We start from the raw sequence: 18,137 nt of genomic DNA on the forward strand, positions 1-18,137 counted from the left end.
ACCACCGGGCTCCCGGTGGTGCGCCGGAGCCGGAGCCCACGCGGCCGCGGACCGTGCGGCCTCAGCCGAGCAGCCCGCGGGCGATGACGCGCTCGCGCAGCGTGCGCTCGATGTCGGCGGCGTCGCCGAGGTGGCCGGAGTGCTCGGTGCGGCGCCGGACCTCCAGACGGATCGCCTCGATGACGGTGTCGGACAGCAGGGCGTCGGCCAGCCGCTCGGCCTCCAGCGCGTCGCGCCACCGGCGCAGGTCGTCCAGACGCCCGGCCTGCACCGCCTCGCGCGTGAGGTGGAACAGCAGGTCGAGGGTGGCCTGCGCGTCCTCGGCGCCCAGCACGTCGACGTCGAGGATGAGCCCGCTGCCGTCCTCGTCACCGGCACCGAAGTGGTGGGCCTGCCAGCGGCGGCCGTTGGTGAGGAGGACCCACTCCACGCCGTCCTCGGCGGCCTGTGAGCGGGCCGGGCGAAGACTGCGGTGGTCGAGTTCCTGCCCGCACTGCTTCACTTCGACGAACGCGAACACGCGGTCGTCGAGCAGGATTCCGTAATCGATGGATTCACCGGAGGTACGGTATTCGGTCGTCAGCCCGCCGTACTTGCTGTAATTGAGGGCGTCGCTCAGGAAATCCGCGACCAGCATTCGGGTGTCACCCTCGTTGGCGTCCCGCGCGATCAGGTCGGACAGGGGTCCGGAGAAGCGGTGTACGCAGGCTGCCAGCCGCGCGCGGACCTCCGCCTCCCACTGCGGTGTGGAGGCCTGGCCGAAGGTGAATTCCCCGGTCCTGGTCATGACCTGGGTCGTGTCCGCATCCATTATCCAGTTGATTCCGTTCCATCTGTTCCCGCCCCTGGCGGCCGCAGCCGAAAAGCCGCGCCGAAAGAAAAAGATAACTCTCGCGGGGGGTAGGTGGCAAAACGGCCCCGGCCGGAGCACCCGGCCGGGGCCGCCCCCTCCTCCCGGCCCGCGCGGGCCGTCCGGCGGGCGTCAGCCCGGTGGCGGGTGACCTGTCACCCCTGGTCGACCGATGCGCGGCGGCCGTCGATGCCGTCGCTGCCCTCCCAGACGAGGCGGAAGTAGGTGCCGCACTCTCCGGGCAGCGTGCCGAGCTCATCGGCGAAGTGCAGGGCGAGCCGCAACCCCCGGCCGTTCTCGGCATCGGGACCGGGGTCAGGACCGGCATCGGGGCCGACGTCCAGGGTGAAGGGGCGGCCGGTGCTCGCGCCACCGTCGATGACCCGGGCGGTGAGCGCACCGGGGGTGAGCGTGAGACTCACGGTGAACCGGCCGTCGTCCTTCACGCCGTCGCTGTGCAGAACGGCGTTCGTGCTCAACTCGGAGACGAGAAGGACAGCGGTGGCGACAGTGTCGTCGGGGACGAGCGAGATGCGGACCGCCGTGGTGAGCACTGAGTCCACCCAGTGCCGCGCCTCGGCGACCTGCTCCGGCACCCCGGGAAAACTGCGGGCGTAGACAGGCATGTTCACATCGCCTCCCCGACACGGACACGGACGTAGGGACGCACCCGAGACCTCGGACCGGAGGGGGAGTACCCCCGAACCGGGCCCCGCCAGCGACACGAACCGGTCGCTTGCTCTGGCTGATGGACGATAACGTTCATATCGGGTCCTCACCTGTTCTTCCTTGTGTGCTCAGGTTGGGGATCAAGGCCCTGCGCCCGGTGTGTGCCTACACCGGCCAGGGCCGTCTTTACGTCACCTACCTTGCATTCACCGTTAACGGGAGTCCAGAGAAGTCACAGCCAGAGAGTTTTCTGTGGAATCTCGGGACGCTGGTAGAGGCTGTGTGTATAAAAGTAGACATGGTGGATCGGGTGAACGAGAAGTGGCGGCGTTGGGGTGATGAGCTGCGGAGATGGCGCAGCCTGGCGAAGAAGACTCAGGCCCAGTTGGCAAGCCTTCTGAACGTGGCCCCTGTGACGGTCAGTGCGTGGGAAAGAGGTACAAGAATCCCAAATCGGGACACGGCGCAAGCGGTAGACGAAAAGCTGGGAACTGGAGGTGTCCTGGATCAGCTATGGTGCGAGTTGACCAATTCCCGGGAGATCCCCGAGGAGTGGCGCGACTTCGCGAAGCTGGAACGTCAGGCGACTGCGATCCGCGCATACCAACCCATGGTGATCCCGGGCCTGTTGCAGACTAGGGAGTACGCCCGGCACATCATGCTGCAGTGGGAGCCGGAACTCGACAGTGACCAAGTGGAACATCAAGTCACGTCCCGAACATCCCGCTTGGACGGGCTGCGGCGTACCGCACTGACCTTCGTTTTGGAGGAAGGAGTAGTAGGTCGACAGGTGGGCTCGGCTGACCTGATGCGAGAGCAGCTCGACCACATCCTGAACGTGATCGACGACCACCGGATACGCGTGTCGGTGATCCCGAGGCACGCTCCACTTCGCCCGCTCATGACCGGATCGTTTCGGATCATGACCCTGCCCGACGGGCGTCTCGTCGGGCATCAGGAACTTATGCGGGGTGTCCACGTCACGACTGGCACCGTGGAGGCTGGGAGGATGGTCTCGATGTTCGGCTCGCTGCAGGCGGAAGCACTCTCTCCCGGAGCTTCCGCCGATTTCATCGCGAATCTGAGAAAGGAAACCTGATGGATATGCTGAACTGGGTAAAGAGCAGCTACAGCGGTGGAGCGAATCCGGACTGCGTGGAGGTCGCCAGATGTCCGGAGGAAGCCTACGTGCGTGACACGCAGAATCGTCAATTCGGGCACCTGGCGGTGTCGGCCCAGGAGTGGGCGGCCTTCCTGTCCGGTGTGCGTGCCGACCGCATGTAGGATCCCATCCTCCGTTTCCCTCTTGTGCCTCCTGCCGTACGCGGTCGGGGGCCGTTCTCCTTGGTCAGTCGCACACCATGCTTCATAGCGTGCAAGGAGAGTGCAGGTGAACATCACCGAATCCGCCTGGCACAAGTCCAGCTATAGCAAGGCAGAGGCCAACTGTGTGGAGGCCGTGTGCGTGGCGTCTGGGAACGCTGCCATCCGCGACACGCGGAACCGTCACCTCGGGCACCTGACAGTCCCGGTTCAGGAGTGGGCGGCTTTCCTGTCCGGTGTTCGTACTGAGCGTCTGTAGGGCGCCTTGCCCGTAGGCGGAGTCGGCAGCCGCCGCCCCTGGGGAGCACCCTTAGCGCGCGGGCGGCGGTGGGTAGTCCGTGGACGGGTCCGGGTGCGATGGGGGTGTGGCCCGCTGCCGCCGGTGCCGTGCCAGGCATTTCCCGCTGCCCACCAGGCAGGCCACGGCGGCGATGAGGACGCCTGCTCCGATGTAGGCGAGGATGTCGAATGCGCCCGGCTCCGTCGAGGGGACCGTCACGGCCTGGTGGGGACGCTCGGGGTGGTAGGCGATGGTGAGCCGGTCGCCCTCGTAGTAGTGCGCCGGGTTGACCCCGTGGAGCCGCACATCGGTGTGCTCACGGCCGTCCACCGCGTAGGCGACGTAGACACGTGCCGAGCTGGGTCCGGAGTTGGTCGCGGAGCCCGAGCTCCGTTCCTCGACCCGGTTCACCACGACGGCATCGGCGCGCCCGGTGAAGTCCGTGTAGTCGTTGAACATGGTGGATAGCACCATCATGGCACCGATGAACCCCAGCACGGCGCCGAGGATCAGAAGGAAGAAGAACTCGGCCAAAGGGCCCTTGGTCCGCCATACCTGAGCATTCATCCGTGCCGCCTCCCTGGGGTGAGCCAAGTGACCATCCGACCGGTTTCGACGCGCGTGCCGCGGCCGGGGTTGCAGGCGGCGCCGGCTTGGTGCTGCCGGACGTCTCCGGCTCCGCGATGACCATGGCGAACGGCGGGACGAAACGGTCGGAATCGACGCCTTTCGCCATGGTCATCGGCGGAGAGCGGCGGGCGACTACCAGCTGGACTTGGTGATGCCGGGGAGTTCGCCGCGGTGGGCCATTTCGCGGAAGCGGATGCGGGAGAGGCCCGCCTTGCGGATGTAGCCGCGGGGGCGGCCGTCGACGGAGTCGCGGTTGCGCAGGCGCGTCCTGCTGGCGTCGCGCGGCTGCTTGTTCAGCTCCAGTACCGCCGCGGCGCGGGTCTCCGGATCGGTGCCGGGGTGCTTGATGAGCCGCTTGAGCTCGGCGCGGCGCTCGGCGTACTTGGCGACGACGACGGCGCGCTGTTCGTTGCGGGCGATCTTGCTCTTCTTCGCCATGGTTCAGACCCGCTCCCCGCGCGCGCGGATGTCGGAGATGACGCGCTCGATGCCGCGCTGGTCGATCACCTTCATCCCCTTGGTGCTCACCCGCAGCTTCACGAACCGCTGCTCGCTGGGCAGCCAGTACCTCTTGCTCTGGATGTTGGGGTCGAAGCGCCGCTTGGTGCGGCGGTGGGAGTGCGAGACGTTGTTGCCGAAGGTGGGGCGTTTGCCCGTCACCTGGCAGACGCGGGACATGGGCGTCTCCTCGGTCGGAGGTGTTCGGTGAGGAGAGCAGCCTACACGAAATGAAAACCGTTTTCATTTGGGGCCGGGTGCCGACGCGCTGAGGGGCGGGGCCGTCGGCCCCGCCCCTCAGCGCACACCCTTCTTCCGCGACATCACCACCAGGGGGAGCGCAGCTCGGGCTTGCACGGCAGCGCGGTGTCTTCGAGGATGCAGGCCTGGAAAGCCCGCTCCGACGTCTTGGCGGTCGGGTAGCCGGGTGTGTACTGGCGGTCGCCCAGGCGCACGTAGCGGGAGTCGTCCCACCGCCGGTCGCCGTCGAGGTCCACGTCCAGGCTGAGGTGGTGGTCGGGGTTGGCGGGGTCCTGCACCCACGCCCACGCGTACTGGATGCCCAGGTAGGTGCCGTACGCCAGGTGGATGGTCCCGGAGTCGGTCTTCGTGCTGGAGGCCACCTTGCCGTCCTTGATGACGGCGGGGTCGTACAGCCATGGGTCGTGCTTCGGGTCGTCGGACGCGCCCATCTGCTCGGCGGTGGTGCGCATGTCCTGGCCGACCCCGGCCGGTGCGGAGCCGAGCAGGGTGACCCCCACCAGGGCCGCGACGCCGAGCGCCGCGGCCCGCCGCACCAGGGTTCTGATCGGTTGCATGTCCTCTATCCCCGTTCTCCGTGGCCGTGCGTCCGTCCGCACACCGCGCCGGATTCCGGAAGGCGGGTTGCGGCCACGGGGCGGTCGGCGAAGGTTTCCGACATGGACGAGGTTACGCCGCGTAAGCACGTGATTCCGGGAAGTGCGAACGGGGTGTCGTGCACCGCGGCTCCGCCCGCTGAGCCGCTGCTCTAACGTAGGTGCGCTGACGAGACGTGATCAGGGGAGGCGGACGTGGCCGAGGGGCAGAGCGGCGCAGGGCACGAAGCAGCGGTCGGGGGAGGAGGGGAGCGCGCGGCGGACGGGGGTCCCGCGGCCGATCGCGAGCAGGGGCAGGGGGTGCGCGCGGCGGTCGCGGCGCCTCCGGGGCCCGAGGCGGAGCAGGGGCGGCCGTCCGACGAAGCCCCCGGCACCGCGGCGCCGGGCCGCCTCAACTTCTTCATGCTCGGATTCACCGGCGCGCTCGGCGTCTTCGCCGCGTGGCTGCTCTTCCAGGCGATCGTCGTCGCCCAGGCGATCTTCGTCTACATCCTGGTCGCGCTCTTCTTCGCCGTCGGCCTCAACCCCATCGTGGAGTGGCTTCGCGGACGGGGGATTCCACGCTGGGGCGGCATCGTCGCCCTCTGCGTGGGCCTCATCGCGTTCGTCGTGGGCTTCATCTGGGCGATCGTGCCCCCGCTGACCGAGCAGGTCACCGACTTCGTCACCCAGGTGCCGCACTACGCGGCCCAGCTGCAGGACAACCGGCTGATCGCCGACCTCGACCAGCGCTTCGGGCTGCTGAAGCGCTTCGAGTCGGTGGTCACCGACCCCAACGTGGGCCAGCAGGTGTTCGGCGGGGTGTTCGGCTTCGGGCAGGCGGTGCTCAACTCGCTGATCGCGACGTTCACCGTGCTCGTCCTGACGCTGTTCTTCATGGCCTCGCTGCCCGGTATCGCCGAGGTCGGCTACCGCCTGGTGCCGCGCTCGCGCCGCGCGGGTGTGCGGGCGATCGGTGACGAGATCATCGTCCGCATCGGCTCCTACATCGGCGGCCAGCTGCTGACGGCGTTGATCAGCGGGGTCGTCGCGCTGGTCTTCCTGTTCCTCATCGGGTCCGACTACGCGCTGACGCTCGCGCTGGTCGTCGCCGTCACTGCGCTCATCCCGCTCATCGGCACGACGCTGGGCGCGCTGGTGTGCACCGTGGCGGTGGGGGTCGGCGACCTCTTCCTCGGCGCGGTGACGCTGGTGTTCTTCATCGTGTACCAGCAGATCGAGTCCTATGTGATCTCGCCGCGCATCATGCGGCACGCGGTCGACGTGGCGCCGACGGCGACGATCACCGCGGCACTGCTGGGCGGGGCGGTCATGGGCCTGATCGGCGCGCTGATCGCCATTCCGGTGGCGGCCGCCGTGACGCTGGTGCTGAAGGAGGTGGTCTTCCCGCGGCTGGAGGAGCGATGAACCGGGTCGTGGGGGACGGGCCGTGTGAGGCGTTCGTCGCGCTGTCTCCGGGTTGACAGCGGCTGCCGCGGGGCGAAGACTGGCGGGCGGCTGGTTAGGTAAGCGTAACCTTAGTAAGGTTCGCTTGGCCTTTGTCGTCCGAAAGGATCCCGGTGACCTCCACGCAGCAGCCTCCGTCCGTCGATGCCCCGACCGGTGGTGGCACCGGTCCACGCGATCGCATCGCGACCTGGAGGCCCCGCGCCCGATGACCGTCACCGTGACCGGCGAATGCCCACCCGACGATGATGACGAGGCGTCGATCGTCGCGTTCGGGCTCGACGCCGCCACCCACCGAGCCGTCCGCCGTGCGGCGCGGGCCTACGGCACCACCGCGTCGGTGTTCCTGCGCGCCGCCGTCGCGATCCTGCTCCGCCGGCTCGGCGCCGACACGGCCCTCCCCGGCGGACACCCGGCTCAGTGCGGCCTCGACCTGTCCGGCGACCCCACGACGCGCGACGTCCTGGCGCGCGCACGCGCCGCCGACCGCGACGGGCGCCTCGGCGCCGAAGCCCGGACCCCGTTCTCCCTGCGCCGCCTGCTGCGCCTGATCGGCACGGGGGAGACGCCCGGCCCCGCCGATCGGCTCAAGCAGGTGCTGGTGCCCATGATCGTCGCGCCCGACCTGCCGATCAGCGACATCGACGTCCGCACCGACGCCGAGTGCCGACGCCGCCGGCGAACCGACCCGCACCCGGTGCCGCCCGGCGTCGGGCGCGGCCCCGTCCCGCTGTCGACCGCGCAGCGCGCCGTGTGGGCGGCGGGGCGGACACACGTCCGCCCGGAAGCCGACAACGCGTGGTGGACCGTGCGGCTCCGCGGCGCCCTCGACGCCGACGCGCTGCGGGCCGCCGCACGCGACGTCGTCGGCCTGCACGAGCCCCTGCGCACCCGCTATCCCGAGCACGGCGGAGAGCCCGCCCAGGAGATCCTGGACGCCGATGCGGTCGGCGACCCCCTCGACGTCGTGGACGCCGCCGGTGGCGATGTCCAGGACCTCCTGGCCGAGGCCGTCCGCCGCCCCTTCGACCTCCGCCGCGAACCCCCGTTCCGGATGGTGCTGTTCACCGCAGCCCCCGACTCCCACGTCCTCCTGCTGCTCTTCCACCGCATCGCCGTCGACCCCGCCTCCCAGGGGCCGCTCCTGTGGGACCTGCAGGCCGCCTACGGCGCCCGGCGCTCGGGCACGGCCCCGGCCTGGCCGCCGCTGCCGGTGCGCTACGCCGACGTCGCCGCCCGCCGGCACGCGCGGCTCGGCGCGGCCGACGACCCGCGCAGCCGGTGCGCCCGGCAGCGCGCCTACTGGGCGCAGGCACTGGCCGACCTGCCGCAGGCGGTCACCCCGGCCGCCGGTCCCGCCACGACCGGCGGCGCCCCGTCGCCCGCGGCCGCCTTCCCGGCGGCCGACTCCGAGGGGTCGGGCACCGTCCGCGCCGAGATCCCGGCGGCCCTGGCGCAGAGCATGGCGGCCTTCGCCCGCGAACACGGGACGACGACGGCGACGGTGTTCCGCTCGGCGGTCGCCGTTCTCCTGCACCGCTCCGGGGCGGGCACCGACGTCCCCCTCGGCACCCTGGTGAGCGACCGGGCAGAGGAGGAGGGCCTGCACGACGCCGTGGGGACGTTCCTGACCCCCCTGGTCCTGCGCGCCGACCTGTCCGGTTCCCCCTGCTTCTCCGACGTCGTGCGGCGGGTCAGCGCCACCGGCCGTGCGGCCCGCGAGCACGCCGACCTCCCACTCGACCAGGTCGCGGACGCCGCGGCCCGCGCCCCCGGCCCGGTGCCGGGGCGGCCGCCCCTGTTCGGGACCATGGCCTCCCACACCACCCGGGCCGAGCGCCCCCGGCGCCTGTTCGGCCTGGACACCGCCATCGGCGCCGACGGATACGCCGCGCCCCGATGCGAGTGGGAGTTCGACGCCGTCGAGGCGCCGGAGGAGGAACGGACGGCGCTCACACTGCGCTACGCGGCCGACCGCATCGACCACGCCACCGCCGAGTCGATCGTCGCGCGCCTGCTGCGGCTGCTGGCCCGGGCCATCGCACACCCGCGCCGACCGATCGGCGACCTGGAGACCGCCCCCGGCGAGGAGGACCGGGAGCGCGGGCGCTCCGCCGTCATCCTCGTTCTTCCGGACCGCTCCGGAGCGGCGACGGGCCGCGTTCCACCCCGGCACGCCCGGTTCGGCAGGGTCCCGCGCGACGCCGTCGCCGCCCACAGCGGCCCACCCCACCCGATCTGGAGGCTGACATGAGCAGAGCCACCTACCGGTACGAGACACGGTCGCCGTCGTGTGCGCCGCGCGCCGCACGTCCCGGTCCCCCGCACAGGTCCCGGACAGCGGAGCGCGCCGGGGAGCCGCACCACGGCGGCGGGATTCCCGTCCTTCCCTTCGCCGCCGACGACGCGGGGCTCACCATCGCCGAGATCGACGCGACCGTCGACCGGCTGGTCCGCGACCTCACCGCGCTCGGCGCCGGGCCGGGGACCGAGGTCGCCGTCGCCCTGCCGCGCTCGCCCGGACTCGTCCTCGCGCTGGTCGCCGTCATGCGCACGGGCGCCACCCACATCGCCCTCGACCCCGACCACCCGGACCGCGCGGCCCGAGCCTTGGCCGACGCCGCACCCGTGTGCGCGGTGTGCACCGCCGGGGCCGACGCCGCCGAGGGGATCGCCTCCCTGCTCACGGCCGGGCCGGGGGAGCGGAACAACGGGGCCCGCCCCGGCGTTCGACCTTTCGGCGGGCGGGAGAACGACCCCGCCTGCGCCTCCGCCCCACGGCAGGGGCCATGATGGAGGAGTTCACGGGACCCTTTAGGGCCTGTAGTCACTTCGCATCACACAGCTGAGGATGAAGCACGTGCGTCGCACACTGTTCAACGGCAAGATCCACCGCGCCACGGTGACCCAGGCCGACCTGCACTACGTCGGCTCCATCACCATCGACGCCGACCTCCTGGACGCCGCCGACATCGTCGAGGGCGAGCAGGTGCACGTCGTCGACATCGACAACGGCAACCGCCTGGTCACCTACACCATCGCCGGTGAGCGCGGCAGCGGCGTGATCGGCATCAACGGCGCGGCGGCGCACCTGGTCGACCCGGGCGACCTGGTCATCATCATGTCCTACGTCGAGGTCGACGAGGCCGAGCGCGCCCGGCACACCCCCAACGTCGTCCACGTCGACGCCGACAACCGCATCGTCCGCCTCGGCACCGACGCTTCCGAGCCGGTCCCCGGCTCCCCCCTCGTCTCCGGGGCCGTGACCGCCGGTCCTGCGGGCGCTCCCTGATCGCACGCCCCGCACCCCTCCCGGCCTGGGAGAGCCGCTGCAGCGGCTCTCCCAGGCCGGCCTTTCCCCGCACCTGTGCCGTCGGGCATCCGTGCGGGGAAATGATCATGATGTGACTCTTCGGCCATCCGAATGATCGTGCTAGTGTCCCGGCATGTCCCCGGCACATTGACGTGTCGATTTCTGCTCCGTGGCGGCTGACAGGGCAGATCAAGGAGACTCGGGCGGGCACCGGGGTGTGGCGAATCCCGGCTCGGGGCGATCGACGCCGCGCCTTCCGTGGAACTCGATCACACGCCCATGCGAGATGGCCCTCTGCTCGGGTGCCCGCTCCGGGGATCCTGCCTGTGCTCTTTTCCAGGAGGGTGAGTGAAGATAGTAGTCGACGAACTGTCGGGCCAGGAGATCATCGAATTCCTCGAAGAGCACGTCGAGGAGATGAGGTCCGTCTCCCCGCCCGAAAGCACGCACGCCCTCGACCTGGAAGGGTTGCGTCGGCCCGAGGTCACCTTCTGGTCGGTCATGGACGGCGTAGCCATAGCGGGCTGCGGTGCGCTCAAGGAGCTGGCCCCCGACCGTGGCGAGATCAAATCGATGCGGACCGCGGCTGCGTACAAGGGCCGCGGCGTGGCCTCCATGGTGATGCGGAACATCCTCTCCGAGGCCAGAGGCCGCGGCTATCGCCGCCTGAGTCTGGAAACCGGGTCCTGCGCCTTTTTCGCTCCGGCGCGCAACTTCTACCTGAAGCATGGGTTTTCCTACTGCAAGCCGTTTTCGGGCTACCGGGATGATCCGAACAGCGTGTTCATGGAGAAAGTCTTGTAGGGGTGCCTGGAAATCCCCTCCCTCTCGTGCGGTCGGGGATATGTTTTCCAGTGTTTCTCAAATTTTTCCATTCGACCGCCCGGGGCATTTCCCGGTGGCCCGGTGGCGCTGCGTGCATCGCCTCCTGCCCGGGGCTCCAGCGCAGGGTCTCCTGCCACCTTTCCGCTTCTGTGCGCTTCGCCGCTTTCCCGGGCGCAGAGTAACGACGCGATCATTTCACCGGCGCTTTCGCCTTTTTCAGGGCCTGTGCCGTGAGTTCGGCGAGGCGCCCGACGAACGCCACCGGCTTCCTCGCGGTCGCGTCCGCTGGGCGGCCGTCGTCGGCGGGGCTGCATCCGGGTCCGCACGCGGGTGTGAAGCGGCAGTGCGGTCCCGTCGGCGGCCACGTGACCACATCCGGCCCGTGGGGTGGGTGAGCCCCGGGGCGGACCGGCGGGTATGCACCTATTGCGATGAACGGTGAGGACGAGGACCAGCGAGAGGTCGCCGCGCATATCGAGTGGCAGAAACGGGGCATGTGGCTGGTTCTGTGGGGGTATTACACCCGCCGTTACTGGGCGTTCGCCCGATGGCCGGTCCCGGCCGGAGGGGTGGTCGTCTCGGCGCCCGACCCCGACGGCCTGTATGCCGAGATGCGGCGCATGGAGCGCGAGCACGGTTTCCTGCGCTGGCGCTACGGGGGCGGGTGAGCGCGGACGCGGTGCCCGGCGGCCGCGCTCGCCCCCCCGGGCGGAATCCTTCGTCCCGATCGCGGAAACACCGTGCGGCTTCCGGTGCGACGGTGACCTCCGGTGGTTATGGTGCGAGATGGAAACTCGCCGGGTCCCGCTGTGAACCGCCGCGCCACGGGAGCCGTCGGGTCTATGAGGAGAGTTCCGCATGACCCACCATCCGCCGCCCGTGGAGCCCCCGGGCGGGGACAGCCCCGGGCAGCCGCCCGAGGGCTCCGCCCCGTACCCCGACGGCGCCCCCGGGGGGCCGGCGCAGCCGCCCCGGCTGACGCCGTGGGGAAAGATCATCGGTTTCGGCTGCGTCGTGGCCGTGCTGCTCGCCCTTCTCGTGGCGGGGTGCGTGATCGTGCTGATCAGCCTCGGTGACGACGCCATCGAGCCCGGTATCCAGTACACCCCCGAGGGCCCGCCGCCGACCGGGCCGACCGAGGGCGCCATCGGCGACTCCGTCTACTCCGGCCACCTGCGGATGACGGTGACCGGTGTGCAGACGGGGGTGCTGAGCGTGGGCGCGGATCCGCTGCGCAAGGACGCCGAGGGGCAATACATCATCGTCAACGTCACCGTGAAGAACCTCGGTAACACGCCGACGGCGTTCGAGGGCTCGGGCCAGGTGCTCATCGGGGACGACGGCCGGCGCTACGCCAACGACGGCCAGGCCGAGGTCTACCTCGGCAACGAGGAGACGTTCTTCCGGAAGATCCCGCCGGGTGACACGATCGACGGGCGGCTCGTCTACGACATCCCCGAGGATGTCCGGCCGGAGGAACTGGAGATGAAGGACCTGCTCTCGCCGGACCCGCCGGTGGTGGTCGACCTGTCCCGGTAGCCGCCCCGGCGCGCCGCCGCGGTGCTCAGGGCGCCATCGCCGGGTTGCGGATCCACCGGCGCAACTCCACCCGGCGGTCGGTGTCGCACTTGAGCGGGCAGGTGGTGCAGTAGCCGCTCTCCGGGTCGCCCTTGTAATCGAAGCAGCAGGTGCCGCGCACGGCCCAGGTGCCGCGCGGGTGGTTCTCGTAGAACGGGAAGAGCCGGGGCCGCGCGCGGGCGGCGGCGCCCGCCGCGATCAGCGCCTCGCCCAGGCGCCCGGCGCGCTCCCAGGCGTGCCGGGCGTCGCGGCCCAGGAACCGGGCCGGGTTGAGCATGTAGAAGTGGGTGGTGTCCAGGGCCCAGCCCCACAGGGTGCGCCGCCCTACGCGGGTGTGGTCGTGCACGGCATCGATGACCGGGGTGAACGTCTGCACCATGTGCTCGGCGGCCATTCGGTCCAGCTCGGCCTCGTCCGCGGCGACGACGGCGTCGGGGTGCCCGGCGGCGGGGTCGCCGGCGGTGACGGCCACGCGTGTGCCGGTGACGGCGGGGGTGCCGAAGCCGCCGCTCGGCAGCCAGGGGAACCACAGGTGCTCGGGGGCCAGCAGGGGGGCGCGGCCGGTGAGGTAGAGGCCGGCGGAGACCAGGAACACGGGTTCGCGCAGCAGCACGCGCAGGAAGCGGGTGGCGGCGGGCAGCCGGTGCGCGGGGCCGTTTCGGGTGGTGAGCCGGTCGAACAGGGGGCCGACATGGCCGTCGGCGGCCATCCGGTCGGCGCGGTACCAGTGTTCGGTGCCGGAGCGGGGGCGCGGGGAGGCCGCCTGGTCGGGCAGGTCGGCCCGGATGTAGGGCAGCGGCGCGAACTTCAGCGGCGCACAGGCGTCGATCACCGCCTGGAGCGGCGGGACTGGCGTCATGGTCATGCTGAAGGCTCGACCTTTCTGCGCGGGTGCCCTGCGGAACGCGCCCCTGGGGGCGGACTCCGAAGCGTCCTTCGGGACGCGGAACGGTGGGCCGACCGGCCACTGCGGTCAGGTTCGACCCCCGCCATCCCTTAGCTGAGGCTACCCTAACGATGCCGGGGGCGGCAATGAATCCGCTCCTTCCGGCGATGCGTGTCCGCCGTGGTCAGGCGGGCCGGGAGTGCCGACCGCGGCGTCGGTGTCGAATCGCATTCGGTAATTCGGACAAGCGGTTGTATATTTCTCATTCGGGTTCGTAGTTCACTCCTGGTGTCGGTGAGCCCCGTGCGGTCGCACCGCACGGTCGGCGCCCGGGGCTGCGTTCACCGCCACTCCGCACCACCGGGCCCGACCGGCGCCGCCGAATGCCGCCGTCATGCCGATCCGTCCCGTGGTCGGGGCCAGCCACCCGCGACCAATGGGGAAGGGAAGGCGTAATCCGTTGCGCAAGCACCCCAGAGGGTTGATCACCCTCGCCGGTACCGAACTCAACGAGCGGGCGTCCTTCTACGGGATGCGCGCCATTCTCGTCCTCTTTCTGGCGGCCACGGTCGCGGAAGGCGGCATGGGACTGGGGACCGGCACCGCCACCGCCATCGTCGGCCTCTACATGGCGCTGAGCTACTTCACCACCCTGCCCGGCGGGTGGATCGCCGACCGGGTCCTCGGCGAGCGGCGCACCGTCCTCGTCGGCGGCGTCATCATCATGCTCGGCCACGTCTCCCTGGCCGTGCAGGTCGGCGACGTGTTCGTGTGGGCCGGGCTGATCCTGGTCTGCCTGGGCACCGGCTTCCTCAAGCCCAACGTCACCTCGCTGGTCGGCAAGCTCTACACCGACGACACCGACGCCCGCCGCGACGCCGGCTACTCGCTCTACTACATGGGCATCAACATCGGCTCGCTGATCGGGACACTGGTCATCGGCTACATCGGCGAGAAGGTCTCCTGGCACATCGGCTTCAGCGTCGCCGCCGTCGGCATGGCACTGGGCCTCACCCAGTACGTGCTGGGGCAGCGCAGCCTCGGCGAGGCGGGCAAGGAACCCGGGCAGCCGCTGACCGCCCCGGAGCGCACCAGGATGATCCGCTGGGTCGCGATCGGGGCCGCGGTGGTGTGCGCGGCCATCGCGCTGTCCGTCGCCACCGGGACCTTCAGCATCGACCGGGTCACCTACGTACTCACGGCGCTGGCGATCGTCGTCCCGATCCTCTACTTCGTCAACATGTTGGTGGTCAAGCGCGACCGGATCGTCGGTGAGGAGCGCACCAAGCTCAAGGCGTTCCTGTGGCTCTTCATCGCCTCCGCCGTATTCTGGATGATCTTCGACCAGGCGGCCGGACCGCTGACGCTGTTCGCCAAGAACGACGTCGACCTGCACCTCCTCGGCTTCGAAGTCCCCGCCGGGTGGACGCAGGCCGCCAACCCGCTCATGGTCATCCTCTTCTCCGGTGTGTTCGCGCTGGTGTGGACGAAGCTCGGCAACCGGGTCAGCACCGCGGCGAAGTTCAGCGTCGCGCTGGTCGTGGCCGGCCTGTCCTTCGTCCTGATGGCCGCGGCCACGGCCGCCACCGACGGAGGCACCGTCAAGGTGAGCCTGCTCTGGCTGGTCGGCGTCTACCTGCTGCTGACCATCGCCGAGCTGTGCCTCAGCCCGGTCGGCCTGTCGATGACCTCCAAGCTCGCCCCCAAGGCCTACGCCGGGCAGATGATGGGACTGTTCTTCCTGTCCATCGCCGCCGGCGACGCCGTCGGTGCCCAGGTCAGCCGGCTGCAGCCGGCCATGGGCGGCACCTACTACCTGGTGCTGGGCCTGCTGGCCATCGTCTGCGGCATCGCGCTGAGCCTGTTCGTCGGCAAGCTGCGCGCGCTCATGGGTGAGCACCGCGACACCGATACGGCGGCCGACGCGGCAGCGGAGCAGCGGGCCTGAGCCCCGGCTAGGGCTGGGAGCCCTCCCCGGGGCGCTCCTCCTCGACGTCCGCGGTGATCGCCGAGCGCAGCTGCGTCTCGGTCAGGCCGCGCACCGTCGACAGGTCGACCCCCCACAGGTCGGCGTCCTTCAGGTCGGCGCCCACCAGGTTCGCGTGGTCGAGGTTGGCCCCCACCAGGTCCGCGCGCTGCAGCTGGGCGCCGACCAGGTCGGCGCGCTGCAGGTGGGCGTCGACGAGGTTGGCCTGCTCCAGGTGCGCGCCCACCAGGTAGGCGTCCTCCAGGTGGGCGCCGCCGAGGTTCGCCCGCTCCAGGTGCGCGCCGCGCAGGTTGGCGTGCTGCAGGTGCGCGCCCAGCTGGTTGGCGTCCTCCAGGTGGGCGTCCACCAGGTAGGCGTGTTCGAGGTGGGTGTCGACCAGGTTGGCGCGCTGCAGGTGGGCGCGTCTGAGGTTGGCGTGTTCCAGGTGGGTCCCCACCAGGTAGGCGCGCTCCAGGTGCGCCCCGAGCAGCCGCGCGTGTTCGAGGTGGGCGCCCACGAGGTTGGCGTCTTCGAGGTGCGCCCCCCACAGGTCCGCCCGGCGCAGGTGGGCGCCGCCCAGGTAGGCGTGGCGCAGGTCGGCGCCCCACAGGTCGGCGTGCTGCAGGTGGGCGCGTCTGAGGTTGGCGTGCTGCAGGTGGGCGCGTCTGAGGTTGGCGTCCTCCAGGTGGGCGCCGCGCAGGTCGGCGTGCTCCAGGTGGGCGCCGCGCAGGTCGACCTGTTCGAGGTGGGCGCCGCGCAGGTCCGCGCCGCGCAGGTTGGTCGTGCCCAGGTCGACCCGGTTCTGCTCGGGGCGCCGGGGGCGCCGGGCGATCACCGTCAGCGCCGTCTGGATGTCGGTCGCCGGGCGCTTGCGCGTGTGCGGGTCGTCGGGCGGGTCGAGTGTGCCGGTGGGCGGGTGCATCCACCGCCCCCGGTCCCGTGCGGACGCCCACACCTCGTCGGCCGGGGCGTTCTCCCGGATGAAGGCCGACAGGACCTCGACGACCGTCGAGTGGTCCCGCTCCGACTCCCGCATGATGTGCTCCAGTGCGTACATCCCCCCGATGCGCTCGGCGAGCTTGTCGGAGGCGAGGTTGCCGATCGCCGCCGTGTAGCGCTCGGTGATCTGCCCCCGTCGGTTGAGCCGGTAGTTGACCGCCGCGAACGCCAGTGCCGACAGCGCCGCGGTGCCGCCCACCGACTGCAGCACGGTCATCCGCACGTGGTTGAGGGCAAGCGCCTGGTCCTTGTCGGGAAGCCGGTGCACGACCGGTCCGGCCACCCAGTGCGTGAACGGTCCCAGCAGCATCGCCAGCATGAACATGATCACCGCCGCACCGACCGGGGCCGCCAGCCAGACCCCGTACCGCATGGTCCACGTCGGCTCCGCCTCGCCCCGACCCAGAGTCCTGCCCATGCTGTAATTCCAGCATCACCGAGCGTGCGGCGTCGGGGAAACGGTCGCCATCGTCCGGGTGGCCGCGGACCGCCGGGGCATTGGTCGTCAATGGACACAACGCATCCGAGCTGATCGGACCGGGAAAACCCCTGCCGACCAGGCCAGGAGTGGCCACATGCCCACAGTCCGCAATGATCCGGAACCGGCGAATCCGGTCGCCTTAATCCGGGGGCGGCGGGATGCGCTCCCTCACCGCAGCAGCACGAGGTGGTGGCGGACCAGGGCGCGCAGGATCTCGGCGGTGATGGGCATCGGGGTGCCGGAGCGTTCGGCCAGGTCGGCGGCCGACAGCTCGCGGTCCTCGGCGAGGCGGGCAAGGACGGGTTCGGCCACGGCGGGCAGGCGGTAGCGGCGGCCGGCGACCGTGGCGGTCACGCTCGACCCGTCGCGCTCCAGGTGCGGGGCGAGCAGGGGGACGAACTCCACGCGGGTGTCGGGGGCGGGCACGGCGCCGTCCACCGCCCAGGCCAGGGAGAAGGAGCGGCGGCGCGGGAAGCGGGCGTCGCGCTCCCGCAGGAAGGCGTCGACGTCGAGGTCCTCGGCTAGCTCGGCCAGGCCCCGGACCAGCTCGTGGTGGTGTTTGCGCCGTTCGTCGGGCGTGGCGAACCGCGGTAGGTCGCGGCGCGCGAACTCCGATTCGTGCAGCCGGTCCAGCAGCGCGCGGGCCCAGTCGACGCCGGTGGCGCGGGTGAACCCGAACGTCAGGTGCATGCTGACGTCGCCGGTGCCGCGGACCGTGTGCCACCATCCGCGCGGCACGTGCAGCACCTGCCCGGGGCGCAGCACCCCCTCCCACACCACGCCGTCGGGCGGGGTGTGGGAGTGGTCGGCGTCGACCTTCATCGGGTTGCGGCGGCTGCCCTGGCCGTGGACCTGCCAGGACTTGGTCCCGGCGAGCTGCACGACGAAGGTGTCGTGGTCGTCCCAGTGGGTGTCGAACCCGTGGGAGTCGCCCCAGATCAAGTACAGGTTGGCCTGGGCGCGCTCGTGCACGAGGCGCATGAGGTCGTCGGCGGCGGCCCGGACGGGCGGGTGCAGCCGGTCGACCCCGTCCAGCACCAGACTGGCGCCCTCGCGCAGCTGCCGGTAGAGGTCCTCGGGCCGGATGACCGAGCGGGCGCTGCCGGACGCCTCGCCGGGCTCGGTGTAGCGGTCGGCGGGGACCGGCCGCCCCCGCTTGTGCAGCCGCAGCCGGGGTGGTTCGAGTTCCCGGGTGCGCAGGATCTCGTCGAGGTCGGCGAAGGTGAGCAGGGAGCGCACGGTGTCGGCCCCCAGGTCGGTGCGGATGACGTCCGACGAGAGCCGGGCGGAGAGCAGGTCGTCGCCGAGGGCGGCGCGCAGCGTCTCGGTGAACAGGCGGTCGGTCACGGTCGGCCTCTCTGCGTTCTCCACGGGTACGGGGACCGCCGGGGAGCGGGGGCTTCCCCGGCGGCCGGCCGCCGATGGGTGGGTCACTGCATCGGATCGTGTGTCCGCGCGGACACGGGGTGGGGATCAGATGAAGTCGGAGCTGGAGTCCGTGCCGTCACTGTCGCCGCCCGCGGTGATGTCCCGCGA

Annotated in this window: 20 protein-coding genes; 11 read left to right on the forward strand and 9 right to left on the reverse strand. The window is 70.9% G+C overall.

Annotated features, from left to right (window positions below):
* Window positions 1-61 precede the first annotated feature (61 nt).
* The gene (locus HNR23_RS07225) at window positions 62-811 is read right to left on the reverse strand and encodes a hypothetical protein (protein ID WP_184074655.1); all 750 of its coding nucleotides are present in this window, start codon (window positions 809-811) and stop codon (window positions 62-64) included.
* Window positions 812-1,005: 194 nt separating this feature from the next.
* Window positions 1,006-1,476 (reverse strand): ATP-binding protein, encoded by a 471-nt coding sequence (locus HNR23_RS07230; protein WP_246421999.1) that lies wholly within the window; start codon window positions 1,474-1,476, stop codon window positions 1,006-1,008.
* A gap of 122 nt (window positions 1,477-1,598) precedes the next feature.
* Here HNR23_RS07230 and HNR23_RS07235 point away from each other — a divergent pair, with 122 nt between their 5' ends.
* The 3 genes from HNR23_RS07235 to HNR23_RS07245 all read left to right on the forward strand — a co-directional run bounded on the left by HNR23_RS07235 (window position 1,599) and on the right by HNR23_RS07245 (window position 3,101).
* Window positions 1,599-2,618 (forward strand): helix-turn-helix domain-containing protein, encoded by a 1,020-nt coding sequence (locus HNR23_RS07235; protein WP_184074657.1) that lies wholly within the window; start codon window positions 1,599-1,601, stop codon window positions 2,616-2,618.
* The gene (locus HNR23_RS07240) at window positions 2,618-2,803 is read left to right on the forward strand and encodes a DUF397 domain-containing protein (RefSeq protein WP_184074658.1); all 186 of its coding nucleotides are present in this window, start codon (window positions 2,618-2,620) and stop codon (window positions 2,801-2,803) included. The genes HNR23_RS07235 and HNR23_RS07240 overlap by 1 nt, the downstream gene beginning before the upstream one ends.
* A 106-nt stretch (window positions 2,804-2,909) precedes the next feature.
* Window positions 2,910-3,101: a DUF397 domain-containing protein gene (locus HNR23_RS07245; RefSeq protein ID WP_343070456.1), complete on the forward strand. Its 192-nt coding sequence runs from the start codon at window positions 2,910-2,912 to the stop codon at window positions 3,099-3,101.
* A 51-nt stretch (window positions 3,102-3,152) separates the two neighbouring features.
* On the opposite strand, the gene HNR23_RS07250 is transcribed toward HNR23_RS07245, so the two are convergent.
* From HNR23_RS07250 to HNR23_RS07265, 4 genes are all read right to left on the reverse strand, one after another.
* Window positions 3,153-3,689: a DUF3592 domain-containing protein gene (locus HNR23_RS07250; protein WP_184074659.1), complete on the reverse strand. Its 537-nt coding sequence runs from the start codon at window positions 3,687-3,689 to the stop codon at window positions 3,153-3,155.
* 195 nt (window positions 3,690-3,884) lie between these two features.
* A complete protein-coding gene (gene rpsN, locus HNR23_RS07255; protein WP_184074660.1) occupies window positions 3,885-4,190 on the reverse strand; it encodes a 30S ribosomal protein S14 in 306 nt (101 codons plus the stop codon).
* Window positions 4,191-4,193: 3 nt separating this feature from the next.
* A complete protein-coding gene (rpmB, locus tag HNR23_RS07260; protein ID WP_184074661.1) occupies window positions 4,194-4,430 on the reverse strand; it encodes a 50S ribosomal protein L28 in 237 nt (78 codons plus the stop codon).
* A 143-nt stretch (window positions 4,431-4,573) separates the two neighbouring features.
* Window positions 4,574-5,068 (reverse strand): hypothetical protein, encoded by a 495-nt coding sequence (locus tag HNR23_RS07265; protein ID WP_184074662.1) that lies wholly within the window; start codon window positions 5,066-5,068, stop codon window positions 4,574-4,576.
* A gap of 234 nt (window positions 5,069-5,302) precedes the next feature.
* Between HNR23_RS07265 and HNR23_RS07270 the strand changes: the two genes are divergently transcribed.
* From HNR23_RS07270 to HNR23_RS07300, 7 genes are all read left to right on the forward strand, one after another.
* Window positions 5,303-6,514: an AI-2E family transporter gene (locus tag HNR23_RS07270; protein ID WP_343070457.1), complete on the forward strand. Its 1,212-nt coding sequence runs from the start codon at window positions 5,303-5,305 to the stop codon at window positions 6,512-6,514.
* 247 nt (window positions 6,515-6,761) lie between these two features.
* Window positions 6,762-8,807: a condensation domain-containing protein gene (locus HNR23_RS07275; RefSeq protein ID WP_184074663.1), complete on the forward strand. Its 2,046-nt coding sequence runs from the start codon at window positions 6,762-6,764 to the stop codon at window positions 8,805-8,807.
* The gene (locus HNR23_RS27150; protein WP_184074664.1) at window positions 8,804-9,346 is read left to right on the forward strand and encodes an AMP-binding protein; all 543 of its coding nucleotides are present in this window, start codon (window positions 8,804-8,806) and stop codon (window positions 9,344-9,346) included. Before HNR23_RS07275 ends, HNR23_RS27150 begins: the two co-directional genes overlap by 4 nt.
* Window positions 9,347-9,413: 67 nt before the next feature.
* The gene (gene panD / locus HNR23_RS07285; RefSeq protein WP_184074665.1) at window positions 9,414-9,845 is read left to right on the forward strand and encodes an aspartate 1-decarboxylase; all 432 of its coding nucleotides are present in this window, start codon (window positions 9,414-9,416) and stop codon (window positions 9,843-9,845) included.
* 369 nt (window positions 9,846-10,214) lie between these two features.
* Entirely contained in the window at window positions 10,215-10,670 is a 456-nt protein-coding gene (locus tag HNR23_RS07290) for a GNAT family N-acetyltransferase (protein ID WP_184074666.1), read from the forward strand.
* A gap of 452 nt (window positions 10,671-11,122) precedes the next feature.
* A complete protein-coding gene (locus tag HNR23_RS07295; RefSeq protein WP_184074667.1) occupies window positions 11,123-11,359 on the forward strand; it encodes a hypothetical protein in 237 nt (78 codons plus the stop codon).
* 190 nt (window positions 11,360-11,549) lie between these two features.
* Window positions 11,550-12,230 (forward strand): DUF4352 domain-containing protein, encoded by a 681-nt coding sequence (locus tag HNR23_RS07300; RefSeq protein ID WP_184074668.1) that lies wholly within the window; start codon window positions 11,550-11,552, stop codon window positions 12,228-12,230.
* A gap of 25 nt (window positions 12,231-12,255) precedes the next feature.
* On the opposite strand, the gene HNR23_RS07305 is transcribed toward HNR23_RS07300, so the two are convergent.
* The gene (locus HNR23_RS07305) at window positions 12,256-13,128 is read right to left on the reverse strand and encodes a (2Fe-2S)-binding protein (RefSeq protein ID WP_184080030.1); all 873 of its coding nucleotides are present in this window, start codon (window positions 13,126-13,128) and stop codon (window positions 12,256-12,258) included.
* A 487-nt stretch (window positions 13,129-13,615) separates the two neighbouring features.
* On the opposite strand from HNR23_RS07305, the gene HNR23_RS07310 reads away from it, so the two are divergent.
* A complete protein-coding gene (locus HNR23_RS07310; protein ID WP_246421626.1) occupies window positions 13,616-15,103 on the forward strand; it encodes a peptide MFS transporter in 1,488 nt (495 codons plus the stop codon).
* A 7-nt stretch (window positions 15,104-15,110) separates the two neighbouring features.
* Here the strand turns inward: HNR23_RS07310 and HNR23_RS27155 are convergent, their stop codons facing one another.
* Window positions 15,111-16,538 carry a pentapeptide repeat-containing protein gene (locus HNR23_RS27155; RefSeq protein WP_184074670.1) on the reverse strand — a complete coding sequence of 476 codons (1,428 nt, stop codon included), beginning with the start codon at window positions 16,536-16,538 and terminating at the stop codon, window positions 15,111-15,113.
* Between the two features lie 231 nt (window positions 16,539-16,769).
* Entirely contained in the window at window positions 16,770-17,948 is a 1,179-nt protein-coding gene (locus HNR23_RS07320) for a JmjC domain-containing protein (RefSeq protein ID WP_184074671.1), read from the reverse strand.
* Window positions 17,949-18,137: the final 189 nt, after the last annotated feature.

Source organism: Nocardiopsis mwathae, from assembly GCF_014201195.1.
GTDB lineage: Bacteria > Actinomycetota > Actinomycetes > Streptosporangiales > Streptosporangiaceae > Nocardiopsis_C > Nocardiopsis_C mwathae.